Source organism: Mesorhizobium sp. M5C.F.Ca.ET.164.01.1.1, from assembly GCF_004792125.1.
GTDB classification, from domain to species: domain Bacteria; phylum Pseudomonadota; class Alphaproteobacteria; order Rhizobiales; family Rhizobiaceae; genus Mesorhizobium; species Mesorhizobium wenxiniae.
The window spans coordinates 2,510,461-2,524,057 of the sequence record NZ_SRTG01000001.1; the positions used below are offsets into that span (position 1 = coordinate 2,510,461).

Below are 13,597 nucleotides of genomic sequence, written 5' to 3' on the forward strand. Positions count from 1 at the left end.
GGAATAACAAGATGCGACTGGGCGGACGGCTGGCAGCGGCCATCGAAGTGCTGGAGGATATCGGCCGGCGGCACCGGCCGGTGGCCGATGCGCTGAAGGATTGGGGCCTGTCGCACCGCTTCGCCGGCGGCGGCGATCGCGCCGCGATCGGCAACATCGTCTACGACGCGCTGCGCCGGAAGCGCTCAGCCGGCTTTTTGCTGGGCGAAGATACGCCGCGCGCCATCGGTTTTGGCGCGCTGCTGCTTGAATGGAACCAGACGGCGCAGTCGCTGAACGAAGCGCTCGACGGCGACAAGTTTGCGCCGCCGCTGTTGAACGATGGTGAACTGAGGGCCGTCACCGAGCGCCGGCTCGACGCTGCGCCGTCGGCGGTACGGGCTGATATTCCGGATTGGTGCGAACCGCTTTTCGAGCAGGCCTTCGGCGCCAGCTGGGTCGACGAAGGTGCGGCGTTAGCGACCCGCCCACCGCTGGACCTCAGGGTCAACACGCTGCGAGCCGACCGCGGCAAGGTGCTCGCCGAGCTGGCCGAGACTGGCGCCGGGCCAGCACGGATCGCACCGCACGGCATCCGCATCCCGCCGATCGCGGGCGACGGCAGGCACCCGAACGTGCAGGCGGAATCGGCCTTCCAGAAAGGCTGGTTCGAGGTTCAGGACGAAGGGTCGCAGATCGCCGCCACGCTGACTGGCGCGGAGGCCGGGATGCAGGTCCTCGACTTTTGCGCCGGAGCCGGCGGCAAGACGCTGGCACTGTCGGCGGCGATGGACAATCGTGGCCAGGTGTTTGCCCATGATGCCGAAAAGGCGCGGTTGGCGCCGATCTTCGACCGCATCCGGCGCTCGGAAAACCGCAACGTGCAAATCGTCACTAAGCCGGCCGAGCTCAGCACCCTTTCGGGCCACATGGATATCGTCCTGGTCGACGCGCCCTGCACCGGCAGCGGCACATGGCGGCGCCGGCCCGATGCCAAATGGCGGCTGACGCAGAAGCAGCTCGATGCACGCAAGGGCGAGCAATCGGCGATCCTCGATGCGGCCAAAGCCTTCGTCAAACCCGGCGGGCTGCTGGTCTACATCACCTGCTCGGTGTTCGACGAGGAGAATGGCGAACAGGTCGCTGCCTTCCGAGATCGTAACCGCGGCTTTGTTCCTGTCGATCACCGCCAGCTCTGGGACAGCCGCTTTCCGGGCCACGAGGCGGCTGTGCGTATCGGCGCCGCTGGCGGCATTTCGCTGTCGCCGGCGCTGAGCGGTACCGATGGGTTTTATGTCTGTGCGCTGCGCAAGGACGGCTGAACCTTGCCGGCGGACCTGATTGCTGCGGTGCAGCAATAGCGATTGCCTGTCGCTCCTGCCTCTGCAATAAGCTTTTCTGACAGGAGCGTGACAAGCCCATGGCAGCAAAGATCGTACCCGCCCCCGACTATGAGGATCGCGTCAGGACGTCCTTCGCGCGCCAGAACGCCATGACGACCATTGGCGCCGAGCTGACGCTGGTGACGCCCGGCATCATCGAGATCGAGATGCCCTATTCGACGGCGCTGACCCAGCAGCATGGCTTCCTTCATGCCGGGGTCATTTCGACGGCGCTGGACTCGGCCTGCGGCTATGCGGCTTTCTCGCTGATGCCCGAGAATTCGGGCGTGCTCACTATTGAGTTCAAGGTCAATCTGCTGGCGCCGGGCCGGGGCGAACGCTTCCTGTTCCGCGGCTCGGTGACGAAGCCCGGCCGCACCATCATCGTCGCAGACGGCCAGGCCTATGCCTTCGCCGTCGACGGCGAGGCCAAGCTGATCGCCACCATGACCGGAACGATGATGACCGTGGTGGGTCGCGATGGCATTGAAGGCTGATCCGATGCGCAAGGCCGTCAGAATTGCGGGTAGGGACGTGCTCTTCGCGATGGCGGCGCAGGCCGAATACGGTCCGCATCTGCAGCGGCTGTTCACGCCTGTCATGACCGGCGTTGGACCGGTCGAGGCGGGCGTCAGGCTGGGCGCGGAACTGTCATGGCTGAAGTCTGAAAAGGCGCTGCCGGACCTCGTCGTGTCGCTCGGTTCGGCGGGCAGCCGGACACTGGAACAGACGGAAATCTACCAGGCCGTTTCGGTCGCCTACCGCGACATCGACGCCTCGCCATTGGGTTTCGAGAAGGGCGCGACGCCGTTTCTCGACCTGCCGGTGACCGTGCCGCTGCCGTTCAGAATTCCAGGCATTAGGGAGGCGACGCTGTCGACCGGCGCAGCCATCATTTCCGGCAGCGCTTATGATGCGATTGCCGAGGATATGGTCGACATGGAGACCTTCGCCTGCCTGCGAGCCTGCCAATTGTTCGGCGTGCCGCTCGTCGGCCTGCGCGGCATTTCCGACGGGGCTGCCGATCTCCGGCATGTCGGCGACTGGAAGGAGTATCTCCACATCATCGACGAGAAGCTGGCGGAAGCGGTCACGCGGCTGGAACAGGCGATCGGGTCCGGCGCGCTGCAATTTGGACCGTCGCATGAAGACGCGCAATCGGATTGAGGGAGGCACCTCGCAACCCATTGCGCCGACTCGTTTCTTTCTCTAAACGCTCGCCATGAAGATAGCCAATCATCCCGACACCGTCCTGATTGTCGATTTCGGCAGCCAGTTCACGCAGCTCATCGCCAGGCGCATCCGCGAGGCCGGCGTCTTTTCCGAGATCGTGCCGTTCCAGTCGGCCGAAGCGGCGTTCAAGCGCATCAGTCCGAAGGCGGTGATCCTGTCAGGCGGCCCGGCCTCGACCGGCGACATCGGCAGCCCGCGCGCGCCGCAGATCGTCTTCGACGCCGGCGTGCCGGTGCTCGGCATCTGCTATGGCCAGATGGCCATGTGCGTGCAGATGGGCGGCGTCGCCGAAAGCTCAGACCATCGCGAATTCGGCCGTGCCTTCGTCGAGATCCAGAAGGACAGCCCGCTGTTCGAGGGCCTGTGGGCGCCCGGCCAGCGCCACCAGGTGTGGATGAGCCATGGCGATCGCGTCATCTCCTTGCCCAAGGGATTTGAGGTGTTCGGAAAATCGGAAGGCTCGCCCTTCGCCATTTTCGGCAATGTCGAGCGCAAGATGTACGGCATCATGTTCCACCCCGAAGTGGTGCACACGCCGGACGGCGCCCGGCTGCTGCAAAACTTTGTCCACAAGATCGCCGGCATCGAGGGCGACTGGACGATGCGCGCCTATCGCGAGCACGCGGTCGAGACGATCCGCAAGCAGGTCGGCAAGGGCAAGGTCATCTGTGCGCTTTCGGGCGGCGTCGATTCCTCGGTCGCCGCACTGCTGATCCATGAGGCGGTCGGCGACCAGCTCACCTGCATCCTTGTCGACCACGGGCTGATGCGCAAGGACGAGGCATCAGGCGTGGTGGAGATGTTTCGCCAGCACTACAATCTGCCGCTCATCCTGGTCGACGCCTCCGACCGTTTTATCGGCGCGCTCGAGGGCGAGTCGGACCCGGAAAAGAAGCGCAAGACCATCGGCGGGCTGTTCATCGAGGTGTTCGAGGAAGAGGCCGAGAAACTTGGCGGCGCCGATTTCCTGGCGCAGGGCACGCTCTATCCCGACGTCATCGAAAGCGTTTCCTTCACCGGCGGCCCGTCGGTGACGATCAAGTCGCACCACAATGTCGGCGGCCTGCCCGAGCGCATGAATATGCAACTGGTCGAGCCGCTGCGCGAACTGTTCAAGGACGAGGTGAGGGCGCTCGGCAAGGAACTCGGCCTGCCCGACAGCTTCATCGGCCGGCATCCGTTTCCCGGCCCTGGTCTTGCCATCCGCTGCCCGGGCGGCATCAGCCGCGAAAAGCTGGAGATCCTGCGCGAGGCCGACGCCATCTATCTCGACGAGATCCGCAAGGCCGGCCTCTACGACGCCATCTGGCAGGCCTTCGCCGTGCTGCTGCCGGTGCAGACCGTTGGTGTGATGGGCGATGGCCGCACCTATGAATTCGTCTGCGCGCTACGCGCCGTCACCTCGGTCGACGGCATGACGGCGGATTTCTACCACTACGACATGGCGTTCCTCGGTGCCGCCGCCACCCGCATCATCAACGAAGTGCGCGGCATCAACCGCGTCGTCTACGACGTGACGAGCAAGCCGCCCGGCACGATCGAGTGGGAATAAAGCTCGGTCGTTCGCCAGCATTTGGTGGCTATCGGCGGCATACATTTAACTCGTTGAACTTTAACTGTTTTCCTCTCTTTTCCTATCGCTGACTATCGCCCACAAGCGGAATCATTTGGCGGTAGACGTGACGGCATCCCTTCCCTCATCATCCCCCCTTGAAGATAGTGCCGTCACGAACTTGCTTCCTAGTACGTTAGCTAATCTCTAGGTAAGCCGTTGAATTTTCGATGATACGGTCGGGCCTTGACGGTAAATTCGATGACGGTAAAATCTGGCGCTGGATATGTGGCCACGCACTTAGATTGTCCTCGCCATGCTCACTGACATTGCACTTAAGAAGCTGAAACCAAAAGACAAAATATACAAGGTCGCTGATCGTGACGGTATGTACGCCACGGTGTCCCCCGCAGGGCAGATCTCGTTCCGATACGACTACCGAATGAATGGTCGGCGAGAGACAGTCACGCTAGGCCGCTATGGTGAGGGTGGCCTCTCGCTAGCAGAGGCGCGCGACCGCTGCATTGCAGCTCGAAAAATGGTGGCAGCCGGACAATCGCCGGCGCATGAAAAGCAGCGTGAAAAGCGGCGCCTGTCTGCAATGGCCACCTTAGGCGATGCCGGCGGGGGGTGGTTTAAGGAGGCCAAGATGGCGGATAGCACGCGCTCAATGCGCAAAGCCATCTTCGATCGAGACATCTTGCCGATTTGGGACAAAAGGCTCCTCACAGAAATAACAGCTGACGACTTGCGGGCGCTCTGCGCAAAGGTGCGCGACCGCGGCGCGCCGGCAACAGCCATTCATGTCCGGGATATTGTTAAGCAGATCTATGGTCATGCCATTCTGCACGGCGAGAAGATTCCCAATCCAGCGGACGAGGTAGGACCGGCCTCGATTGCCACGTTCGAGGCAAAAGACCGAGCATTGTCCCCCGCAGAAATCCGAATCATGCTGAACGAGTTGGAAAGTGTTCCAACGTTGCCGACGATACGGCTCGGGCTAAAGCTGATCCTGCTCACGATGGTTCGGAAGGGTGAGCTGCTGGACGCGACGTGGGACGAGGTCGATTTTGAGAATGCTGTTTGGAGCATTCCCAAAGAGCGAATGAAACGGAAAAAGCCGCATAACGTTTACCTGTCCCGCCAATCCCTCGATATCCTGATTGCGCTCAAGACTTGCGCAGCGAACTCGCGATACGTGCTGCCATCTCGCTATGACGCCGACGAACCCATGTCGCGCGCCACCTTCAATCGGGTCACCATGGCCATTGTCGAACGCGCAAAAAAACAAGAATTGCCGCTTGCGCCCTTTACAGTGCACGACCTACGGCGGACCGGCTCGACACTCCTAAACGAGATCGGATTCAATCGCGACTGGATCGAAAAATGCCTTGCCCACGAAGACAGCCGTACCTCTCGCGGTGTTTATAACAAGGCTGAATATGAGCCGCAGCGTCGTCATATGCTGCAGGAATGGGCGGACATGGTTGAGGCATGGGCGGCGGGCAAGAAGCACACGCCCGTACTCCAGCCGGCTGCCGGGGCGGCGATCATCCTCGATCCGATTTGACAGGTCTCGTCTTCCGCGACCGCACATCTGGACCTGGGGCAATTTCGATCGCGCCGGCAGACGATGCGTTTCGCCTTGCCTGAACCCAGGCTTCGACCTCCGCCAGATCCCAAACAACACAGCGGGGGGTCAGATTGAAGCGTCGTGGGAACTCGCCACGCTGTTCCATCTCATAAATGGTCGTGTCCGATAAGGGGACGATTTCTCGCAATTGTGACCGGCGGACAGTTCGCACGACTTGTCGCGCCTGAATGTGCGGCAAAATGGGGAGGGACCGGTCTTCTGGTATGCTTTGGCAGCTTTCGGGTTGAATAGGCTTCTGCCATTTGACCATGTGTATGACCGGGAAGACTCCTTGGGAGCGAATGATCGCGCGTCTGCCCCAATTCCGATATAGCTCTCAATTACGACCACATCGTCGTCTTTGACCAGCAGGCGGACCTCATTAAAGGGGAGCATTCCCTAGCGGAACCTCGGCCTGGTTCTCAAGCATCTGATTTTGGGAACGTCGGAAATTTCCGGTCAGTGGGTTAGGGTCCGTCGGCACGCAGACATTTGAGTCTCGTGCTCCTCCGGCAAATGCTGGAGTGTTCGACCTAGAGAGCGTCTTTCGACTCCCGAGCCATCGCATCGAAAATATTTGTGTTTTTTCGTTCCCTGTTACTCAGTTTGTTACACAGCAACATAAGCTCCGTTTTTGACGCCCGAAAAAGGGCGGAGGGAAGCGGGTGGATGGCCGCTTTGCGCCGCATGCACGAACCCGCTTCGCGGGAGGGGCGCCTGATTCTGAGATGGCGCGGTACGCGCGCCCGACACCGCGGCGCCCGAGGACATCCGGCGCTTCCAGCTGTATCAGCACGCGAACGGCGTGGGCCCTGCGACGATCAACGGCGCGGTTTCGGCGCTGCGGTTCCTGTTCACGGTGACGCTGAAGCGGCGCGATCTGGCACGCGCGCTGGTGGTCACGCGATATCCGCGCAAGCTGCCCGATGTGCTGAGCGTCGAGGAAGCGGCGCGGCTGCTCGAGGCGGCGCCAGGCATCAAGTACAAGGCCGCGCTCGGTGTCGCCTATGGCGCGGGCCTGCGCGTGTCCGAGGTCGCGCACCTCAAGGTCTACGACATCGACTCGACACGCATGCTGATCCGCGTCGAGCAGGGCAAGGGACGCAGGGACCGCAACGCAATGCTCTCGCCGCAACTCTTGGAACTGCCGCGGCTGTGGTGGCGCGAAGGCAAGCGGCGCGGGGTGATGCTTCCACATGGGTGGCTGTTCCCGGGGCGTAGTTGCATCGCGCCGATCTCGTCGCGGCAACTGCATCGCGCGGTCCAGGAAGCAGCCGAAGTCGCCGGCATCCGCAAGCGCGTCAGCCCGCACACGCTGCGTCACAGCTTCGCCACCCACCTACTTGAGCAGGATGTCGACATCCGCGTCATCCAGGTGCTGCTCGGGCACAGCAAGCTTGAGACCACCGCGCTCTACACCAAGGTTTCGACCCGGACGATCCACGCGGTCGCAGGGCCGCTCGACCGGCTGATGGCGCTGATGGAAGGCAAGCCGCCTCCCGGCTGAACGGGTGCGCGCTGACCTGGAGGTCGCCAATATCTTCCGTGCTGCCGGCCCCGGATACCGGGTCGCCTACGCCCGGCATTTGAGCCTGCAGCAGCTCAAAGTCATGTCGGCGATCGAACACTGCCGCACCGCTGCATTGGGTGGCCATGTCGAAGCCTGTGAGGACTGCGGCCAATGGCGGATCGCCTATAACAGCTGCCGCAAACCGGCACTGTCCCAGGTGCCAGGGCGCGGCCGCGCGTACATGGCTCGCCGAGCGTGAAGCCGACCTGCTGCCGGTGGGATACTTCCACGTCGTGTTCACGCTGCCGGCCGAGGTCGCCGTCATCGCCTTCCACAACAAGGCGCTGGTCTATGACCTGCTATTCAAGGCGGCATCGGAGACGATGCTGACGATCGCGGCGGATCCCAAGCACCTCGGCGCGCGCATAGGCATCACCGCCGTGCTCCACACGTGGGGCTCGGCAATGACCCACCATCCCCATGTCCACATGATCGTGCCGGGCGGCGGCATCGCGCCGGACGGGTCACGCTGGGTATCGTCGCGGCCGGCCTTCCTTCTCCCAGTCAGAGTACTGGGCAAGCTGTTCCGCCGCCTGTTCCTGACCCGGCTGGTCGCGCTCCACGACGCCGGTCGGCTCGCCTTCTTCGGATCGGCGGCGCACCTGGCCGACCATCGGGCCTTCCTGCGTCATCTGAAGCCTGTTCGCAGCAAACGCTGGGCGGTCTATGCCAAGCCGCCCTTCGCCGGACCCCAAGCGGTGCTTGCCTACCTATCGCGCTACACTCACCGGGTCGCCATCTCGAACCGCCGCCTGATCGCCTTCGACGAGAAGGGAGTCACCTTCCGATACAAGGACTACCGCCGCGATGGTGTCGAGCGCCAGCGCGCCATGACGCTTACCGCCGACGAGTTCATCCGCCGCTTCCTGCTCCATGTCCTGCCGCGTGGGTTCCACCGCATCCGTCACTATGGGCTGCTTGCCGGCACCGCCCGCAAGGCCAGCCTCGCACTCGCGCGCGAACTGCTGAACGTCGCTCCGCCGCCCGAAGACGATGCTCCGGAAGGACCGGCTGACGTCCGCCCGCCTTGCCCTTGCTGCGGTGGACGCATGGTCGTCATCGAGAGGTTCGAACGGTGGTGCCAGCCTCGTGCGCCGCCTGCCTCACGAGCGCCGAACCGGGAGAACGCGCCATGACCCGGCATGACCAAGTTGCTCGTACGACCGCGCCACGCCGGCGCCGGTCAACGGGACGCTATGTGCACGTTGCCGTGAAGCCGGTCATCACGCGCATCAATCCCGCCGGAATCAACGCTCCAGGTTCTGCGACCTGGCCCGGAAGCTTCTTCCACGACCTCCCAGGCACGTCATATGCGGAAGTCCGCGACAGGCGCTGGCACATCCCGAGGCACAAATCCCCATAGGCAATCGTCTGCGGCCCGCGGGTTCCTGCATGAGAGACTTTCGTACGCCTGACGGCACCCGAAACCCTTCAGCATATCGGCCATAGAGACAAACTTTGCCTCGCCCGGAAGCAGACGTCGCGGGTGGCCATGCTGAAGGTCGCGGTCGCGCCCATTTCCAGTCATTCCCGACGGTCAGGTGAAGCGGGCTTTCGCTGGTCGCTCCTAAAGCGCGCCGGTCGTCTCCTTTCCGGCACGCAATCGGCAAAGTCGAACCACTAGGTGTCAACGCGTTGGGCGAAGATTATCAGGCGTTCCCTGACTCCTCCGGCCCAGGAAGAGTCGGTGATCTCCGAGGGAACGAAGGCAGCATTGCTCAGGCAAAACGCCGAGGAAAGAGTACCAGAGCGCAATGGGAAGGTCTTGGCCGCCAAAAATCGAGCCAGCGAGTGACCGCTCGCCCGAACAGATCAAAACAACCCCCGCCATCCATGATGGCACCTTATGTCGTTCGAAAATAGCCAGAGATGTTTATGGCAACGCGTCGAGCCTACAACGGCGGCGCGTTCCATCCGCAGACCGTCACGACGTCATTTCCAAGCCTGACTCGTGAGTTGGTCACCGCGATTTGGCCCAATTGACCCTGCCCAATCAAGACGAAGGCCTCGGGATAATTGCCATCAAAGTCTACCCTTGCAGTAGCCTTTCTAAACGACTATCCGGGCTCAATCGCTGTTCCTCCGTATTGAGGTTTGCTGATAGTTCACATACAAAATCAAGGAAATCTAAAGAGGAATGAAAAATGAAAAGAGCTTGGGTTATTGGATCGCCGTGCTGGATACCTGCAGTCACCCACGCTTTCGCCCAAGCCCCTTTGGCACCGGCACAGCTGACAAATAGCGACTTTATATCGTCGCTCGGAGCCTACCTGGGTTACGGGGTCATAGGGCTGGGTTTAGCGGTCGCGGTCCTGGCAGTAGTGGTGTTAATATCTGGCGCGGAAAGCGCACTAACAGCCGGAACACGTTTTATGCTGTTTGCGTTGACTTTAGTATTTACAGGAGTTTGCATAGAAGTAGTGAAGGTGCTGGCTGCAAATGCGGAGGCAGAAAGAAAGGAAGTGGCGCTTCGCATACTGCCGGATGAATTTATGAAAAGTTTTTTGGATGCGACAAAAAGAGAACTATTCCGCGACGCTCCGCAAACAAGGCATGACGACACCTTCCCCATGCGAAAGGATGAGAGTGTTGTCCAACATATAACCCTGCCACCGGGGGAATGTAGGTTCTATTTCGTTGTGACAAGGCCGCCCGGTATCGTCGCGGTGAATGTCGACAAGAAGTGGATACACGAGCGTCATGTAGGAAAAGGGTTCTATCAAACAGGCTTGATCTGTGCGCCAACAGACATCTCGTCAACCGACGCGCCAATTGAGGCGAAGCTTACCGTAATTGACAGTAAGGTGGACATGCTTTCCTTTATCGCCCCACCTCTCAAAGTCCAGCCATTTTCAAAAGCCGACCCGGTGTCGCCCTCAGAGAGGGAGCAGGACCTGAGCAAGGTCGTTTGTACCGGTGAACACGAGCCAAATTGCGCCGGGCCTCACGACTTATTTGTAGCATGTGGTTCACAATCCGACAAAGAAATAGCGGGAGAAGTCTGTCGCGCACTCGGCAAGGTGAACGCAAGCGCACTACGCACACACACCAAAGGGGGCAATCGGTGTGGGTACGCGATGATACAGGTAACGTGTAGCTGAAGGAAAGAACCAGTGATGTTTGCTGGGCGGATTGCGAAGATTGAAACGAAAAAAAAACCTGAACAACCGAAGCGAGGTAGCGGACGCCACAAAATATCAATACGGATGATACGAGGTTCTGCATCTGCACGATTTAGTATCTTTACGACTACAATTAGCTGTGCTTTTAATAATATACGGGTTCGTTTCCCATACGGAGGGGGTCATGGCAGTCGTAAAGCACTTCGCGGTTTTAGTAGTTCTTTTGCCGATATGCACGTCGGCACTGGCAGAACCAGTTCCGATTGAAGCCATGACCAACCCAAGTAAGCATGCTTGGGACTTGTTTCTAGCGCTCAACTACCCCGCAAAAAATCCAGCGGTCGAACGAGGCGTGCCCGATCCGCAGAAAGCTTTGGGCGACGATGGGCTAACGGTGTGGGAGACATGGAAGCATGGAGAGGAGGTGTTCCTTGCGAACGGAGCGCCGCCACCGAAGTGGGAGGATATGAGCCTCGACCCAAGCTTGGTTCCCAATGGGAAGAAGCTTTTTGAAATTCCGAAGACTCTAGTGCTGGAGGGGGTGCGTAGTGGCATGTCTCCAGACCAAGCAGTTCGCGCCGATCAAGTGTCCAAGGTTCTAAAGGTCGCGCCCGATGGTATTTTCCGCCGCGGCGGCGGCGAAACGCGGATGAATAGGTCCACCTTTGATTTCATTGTAGAAAAGGAACTTTACAACATCGAAGGACAGGAAGCGCTTTATGCGAAAATTGTCTCGCGCACCGAGCAAGCGGTCTCTTTTCCGGTCGATTCAATTGAAGTTAAGGCAATGTGGACGCCTCTCGAACCTTCCGACGACCGGTCGCACTTCCATTTGTCAGTCGGTGCAGATGCGAAAAGCTACAAACTCGTCGCTCTTCACATTATTACGAAGGATGTTCCGAACTGGTTCTGGACCTCGTTTCGACAGACTGACGGGCCTGAGCCAGAGATACCGAGCGTTGATACCTACGGACAGCCGGGATTACTGCAGGGTACGAAGTGGCAGTTCTATGAACTCAGCGGAACACAGACGGATTTTACGGACGGTATGGGAAGGCCCACGTATCTCTCAGATCCGCACGTCGAAGAGGGCTTCCAGAACTCCTCTTGCATTTCGTGCCACGCGCTCTCCACGATCGGGAGAAAAGGCCCGAAAGGTGCCGATGGATCCTCAGAGCCCGAAGCCAACCGCATAGCGTTTTTTAATGTGATGGGTAGTCCAACGGGAGCACCCGTGGGCGTTCCCAACCCAGGTTGGTTCTTCGAACCGGTGCGCTTCGGGCAAGATGTACAGGACCAGGATTACATACAACTTGACTTCTTGTTCTCCCCCGCATTTCGGGCGAACAGGAAGTCTCCATGATGCGGAGTCGTTATGTCGAATACCGTCACTGTAGAGATCCGAAATTTTGCATTCCACCCGGCAAGAGTAGAGATCAATCCGGGAGATAAAGTCATCTGGCGAAATCACGACCATATGGGACATTCGGCGCTACGCCAGAGGGAGCCACTCTTCGACACCGGAGTGCTTTTAAGTGGGGAATCCTCTCTGCCAATAACTTTCGACGCGGAAAGCGATAATGAGGGGTTTGAATATTTTTGTGAACCTCATCCCCAAATGAAGGGAACTGTCGTATCCAAAAGCGACAAGTAGCCACGACGCTTTTCCAGCATAGGTGGCCTCCTAAGCGCAGCCGCGCACATTCGAGCCCCGATGCTTGAAAAGCCAGCTGGACACCTCGATTTACCGCCCTTTCGGCCTGAACGAGTAGGCGATGACCGGAGCGGCTTTATGAGTGCTGCGTTCGAGGGGCAATTTACCGCTGTGGGGCCGATCAATTCGGCCGGTGGCTGCCGATTTCACCGCTTTCGCCTTCACGCAGGCACACTTCGGCCCTGGTGCCAGACATAGCGCGTGAGCTTGTAGGCCAGATTGGCCATGCCGATCTTCGTCCTGGCCCGCGCGATACCGATGGTCCGCACGAACAGGCCCATGCGGGCTTTCTGCTGTGCGAAGACGTGCTCGACGAAGGCGCGGATTTTTGAGCGCCGGCCATTGGCTCGTGCCATCGCCTCGCTCATCGGCCGGCCTTTCGGCTTCTTGTGATGAATGTCGGAGAAGTAGCCGTGCTTCTCCAGCCACGCCTCATTCTTCTTCGAGCGATAGGCCGTGTCAGCCCACACCGTCGAGCCGGTGTTGTTCTTGTCCAGCACGTTTCGAAGCTGCGCCCCGTCATAGGCCGAAGCGTTGGTGACGTTCCAGCCGCGAATGAAGCCGTGCCGGCGATCAATCGAGGCATGGTTCTTGTAGCCGAAGGCGGGAACGGCGATATCGCGCTGCTTCGTCTTTCCCTCCTCGTCGGCCTTGGCCTTTGAGAACTTCACCGTCCAGCGCGCATCCCGGTCCTTCTGACGCAATTTGCCTGGTCTGTTCTTCCATTCGTCCGGCACCTTGCCAGCCTTGATGTCGGCCTTCTCGGCGTCCGTGTTGCGCTGCTTGGGCGCCGCCACAATCGTGGCGTCGACGATCTGCCCGCCCATCGCCAGATAGCCGGCCTTGCTGAGGTGCTTGTCAAACCGGGCAAACAGGTTCTCCACTGCCCGGGCCTGCGTGAGGTGCTCCCGAAACAACCAGATCGTTTTGGCGTCGGGAACCCTGTCGCCGAGCCCCAGCCTGAGGAAGCGCATGAAGGAAAGCCGGTCCTGGATCTGAAACTCGGCCTGATCGTCCGAGAGACTGTAGAGCGCCTGCAGCACCATTATCTTGAACATCATCACCGCATCAAAGGGCGGCCGGCCGCTTTGGCGCCATCGGAACGCTTCAGCGCCTTGGCCAGCGGCTTGCAAAACACCTCCCAAGGCACCACCGCGTTCAGCTTCTCCAGTGGATCGCCGGCCTCGCTCAGCCGCACAAATCGCTCATCAATGTCCCAGAACCCCGCCTGTCCCCTCCAACGCCTCCGAGCAAATCACCAGGCGAAGTGAATCAAAATGCGTTCCCGATTGCGAGGTTTTTCGAGGTGTCCAGCTGGCTATTGCTATCGCAGATCAAGGTAGTATTCGGTGTTCCTTGAATCTCTGCTCGAAAGTCGTCCCATAACCCTTACCTGGAAAGAGTAATTCAGC

General features: G+C 60.1%; 10 protein-coding genes and 2 pseudogenes. 10 read left to right on the plus strand and 2 right to left on the minus strand.

Annotated elements, in window-relative coordinates; translation table 11 throughout:
* The first annotated feature begins 11 nt into the window (after positions 1 to 11).
* From EN807_RS12430 to EN807_RS12450, 5 genes are all read left to right on the plus strand, one after another.
* Complete coding sequence (locus tag EN807_RS12430) at positions 12 to 1,301, plus strand: RsmB/NOP family class I SAM-dependent RNA methyltransferase (RefSeq protein ID WP_135935130.1); 1,290 nt, start codon at positions 12 to 14, stop codon at positions 1,299 to 1,301.
* A 98-nt stretch (positions 1,302 to 1,399) separates the two neighbouring features.
* Entirely contained in the window at positions 1,400 to 1,858 is a 459-nt protein-coding gene (locus tag EN807_RS12435) for a PaaI family thioesterase (protein WP_029348345.1), read from the plus strand.
* A 4-nt stretch (positions 1,859 to 1,862) separates the two neighbouring features.
* Positions 1,863 to 2,528: a 5'-methylthioadenosine/S-adenosylhomocysteine nucleosidase gene (locus EN807_RS12440; protein WP_135935848.1), complete on the plus strand. Its 666-nt coding sequence runs from the start codon at positions 1,863 to 1,865 to the stop codon at positions 2,526 to 2,528.
* Between the two features lie 55 nt (positions 2,529 to 2,583).
* A complete protein-coding gene (gene guaA, locus EN807_RS12445) occupies positions 2,584 to 4,146 on the plus strand; it encodes a glutamine-hydrolyzing GMP synthase (RefSeq protein WP_135935131.1) in 1,563 nt (520 codons plus the stop codon).
* 316 nt (positions 4,147 to 4,462) lie between these two features.
* The gene (locus EN807_RS12450) at positions 4,463 to 5,716 is read left to right on the plus strand and encodes a site-specific integrase (protein ID WP_127211327.1); all 1,254 of its coding nucleotides are present in this window, start codon (positions 4,463 to 4,465) and stop codon (positions 5,714 to 5,716) included.
* Here the strand turns inward: EN807_RS12450 and EN807_RS12455 are convergent.
* Complete coding sequence (locus tag EN807_RS12455; RefSeq protein WP_245485968.1) at positions 5,697 to 6,050, minus strand: AlpA family phage regulatory protein; 354 nt, start codon at positions 6,048 to 6,050, stop codon at positions 5,697 to 5,699. The genes EN807_RS12450 and EN807_RS12455 overlap by 20 nt on opposite strands.
* Before the next feature lie 498 nt (positions 6,051 to 6,548).
* On the opposite strand from EN807_RS12455, the gene EN807_RS12460 reads away from it, so the two are divergent.
* From EN807_RS12460 to EN807_RS12480, 5 genes and pseudogenes are all read left to right on the plus strand, one after another.
* Complete coding sequence (locus EN807_RS12460) at positions 6,549 to 7,286, plus strand: tyrosine-type recombinase/integrase (RefSeq protein WP_135935132.1); 738 nt, start codon at positions 6,549 to 6,551, stop codon at positions 7,284 to 7,286.
* 16 nt (positions 7,287 to 7,302) lie between these two features.
* Positions 7,303 to 8,485: pseudogene (locus EN807_RS12465) on the plus strand (IS91 family transposase).
* 1,008 nt (positions 8,486 to 9,493) lie between these two features.
* Positions 9,494 to 10,450, plus strand: coding sequence for a hypothetical protein (locus EN807_RS12470; RefSeq protein WP_135935133.1), 957 nt, complete (start codon positions 9,494 to 9,496; stop codon positions 10,448 to 10,450).
* Positions 10,451 to 10,655: 205 nt separating this feature from the next.
* Positions 10,656 to 11,834 carry a hypothetical protein gene (locus tag EN807_RS12475; protein WP_127211823.1) on the plus strand — a complete coding sequence of 393 codons (1,179 nt, stop codon included), beginning with the start codon at positions 10,656 to 10,658 and terminating at the stop codon, positions 11,832 to 11,834.
* 12 nt (positions 11,835 to 11,846) lie between these two features.
* A complete protein-coding gene (locus tag EN807_RS12480) occupies positions 11,847 to 12,125 on the plus strand; it encodes a plastocyanin/azurin family copper-binding protein (RefSeq protein WP_127211822.1) in 279 nt (92 codons plus the stop codon).
* 221 nt (positions 12,126 to 12,346) lie between these two features.
* Here EN807_RS12480 and EN807_RS12485 read toward each other — a convergent pair.
* A pseudogene (locus tag EN807_RS12485) lies at positions 12,347 to 13,398 on the minus strand (IS5 family transposase).
* Positions 13,399 to 13,597: the final 199 nt, after the last annotated feature.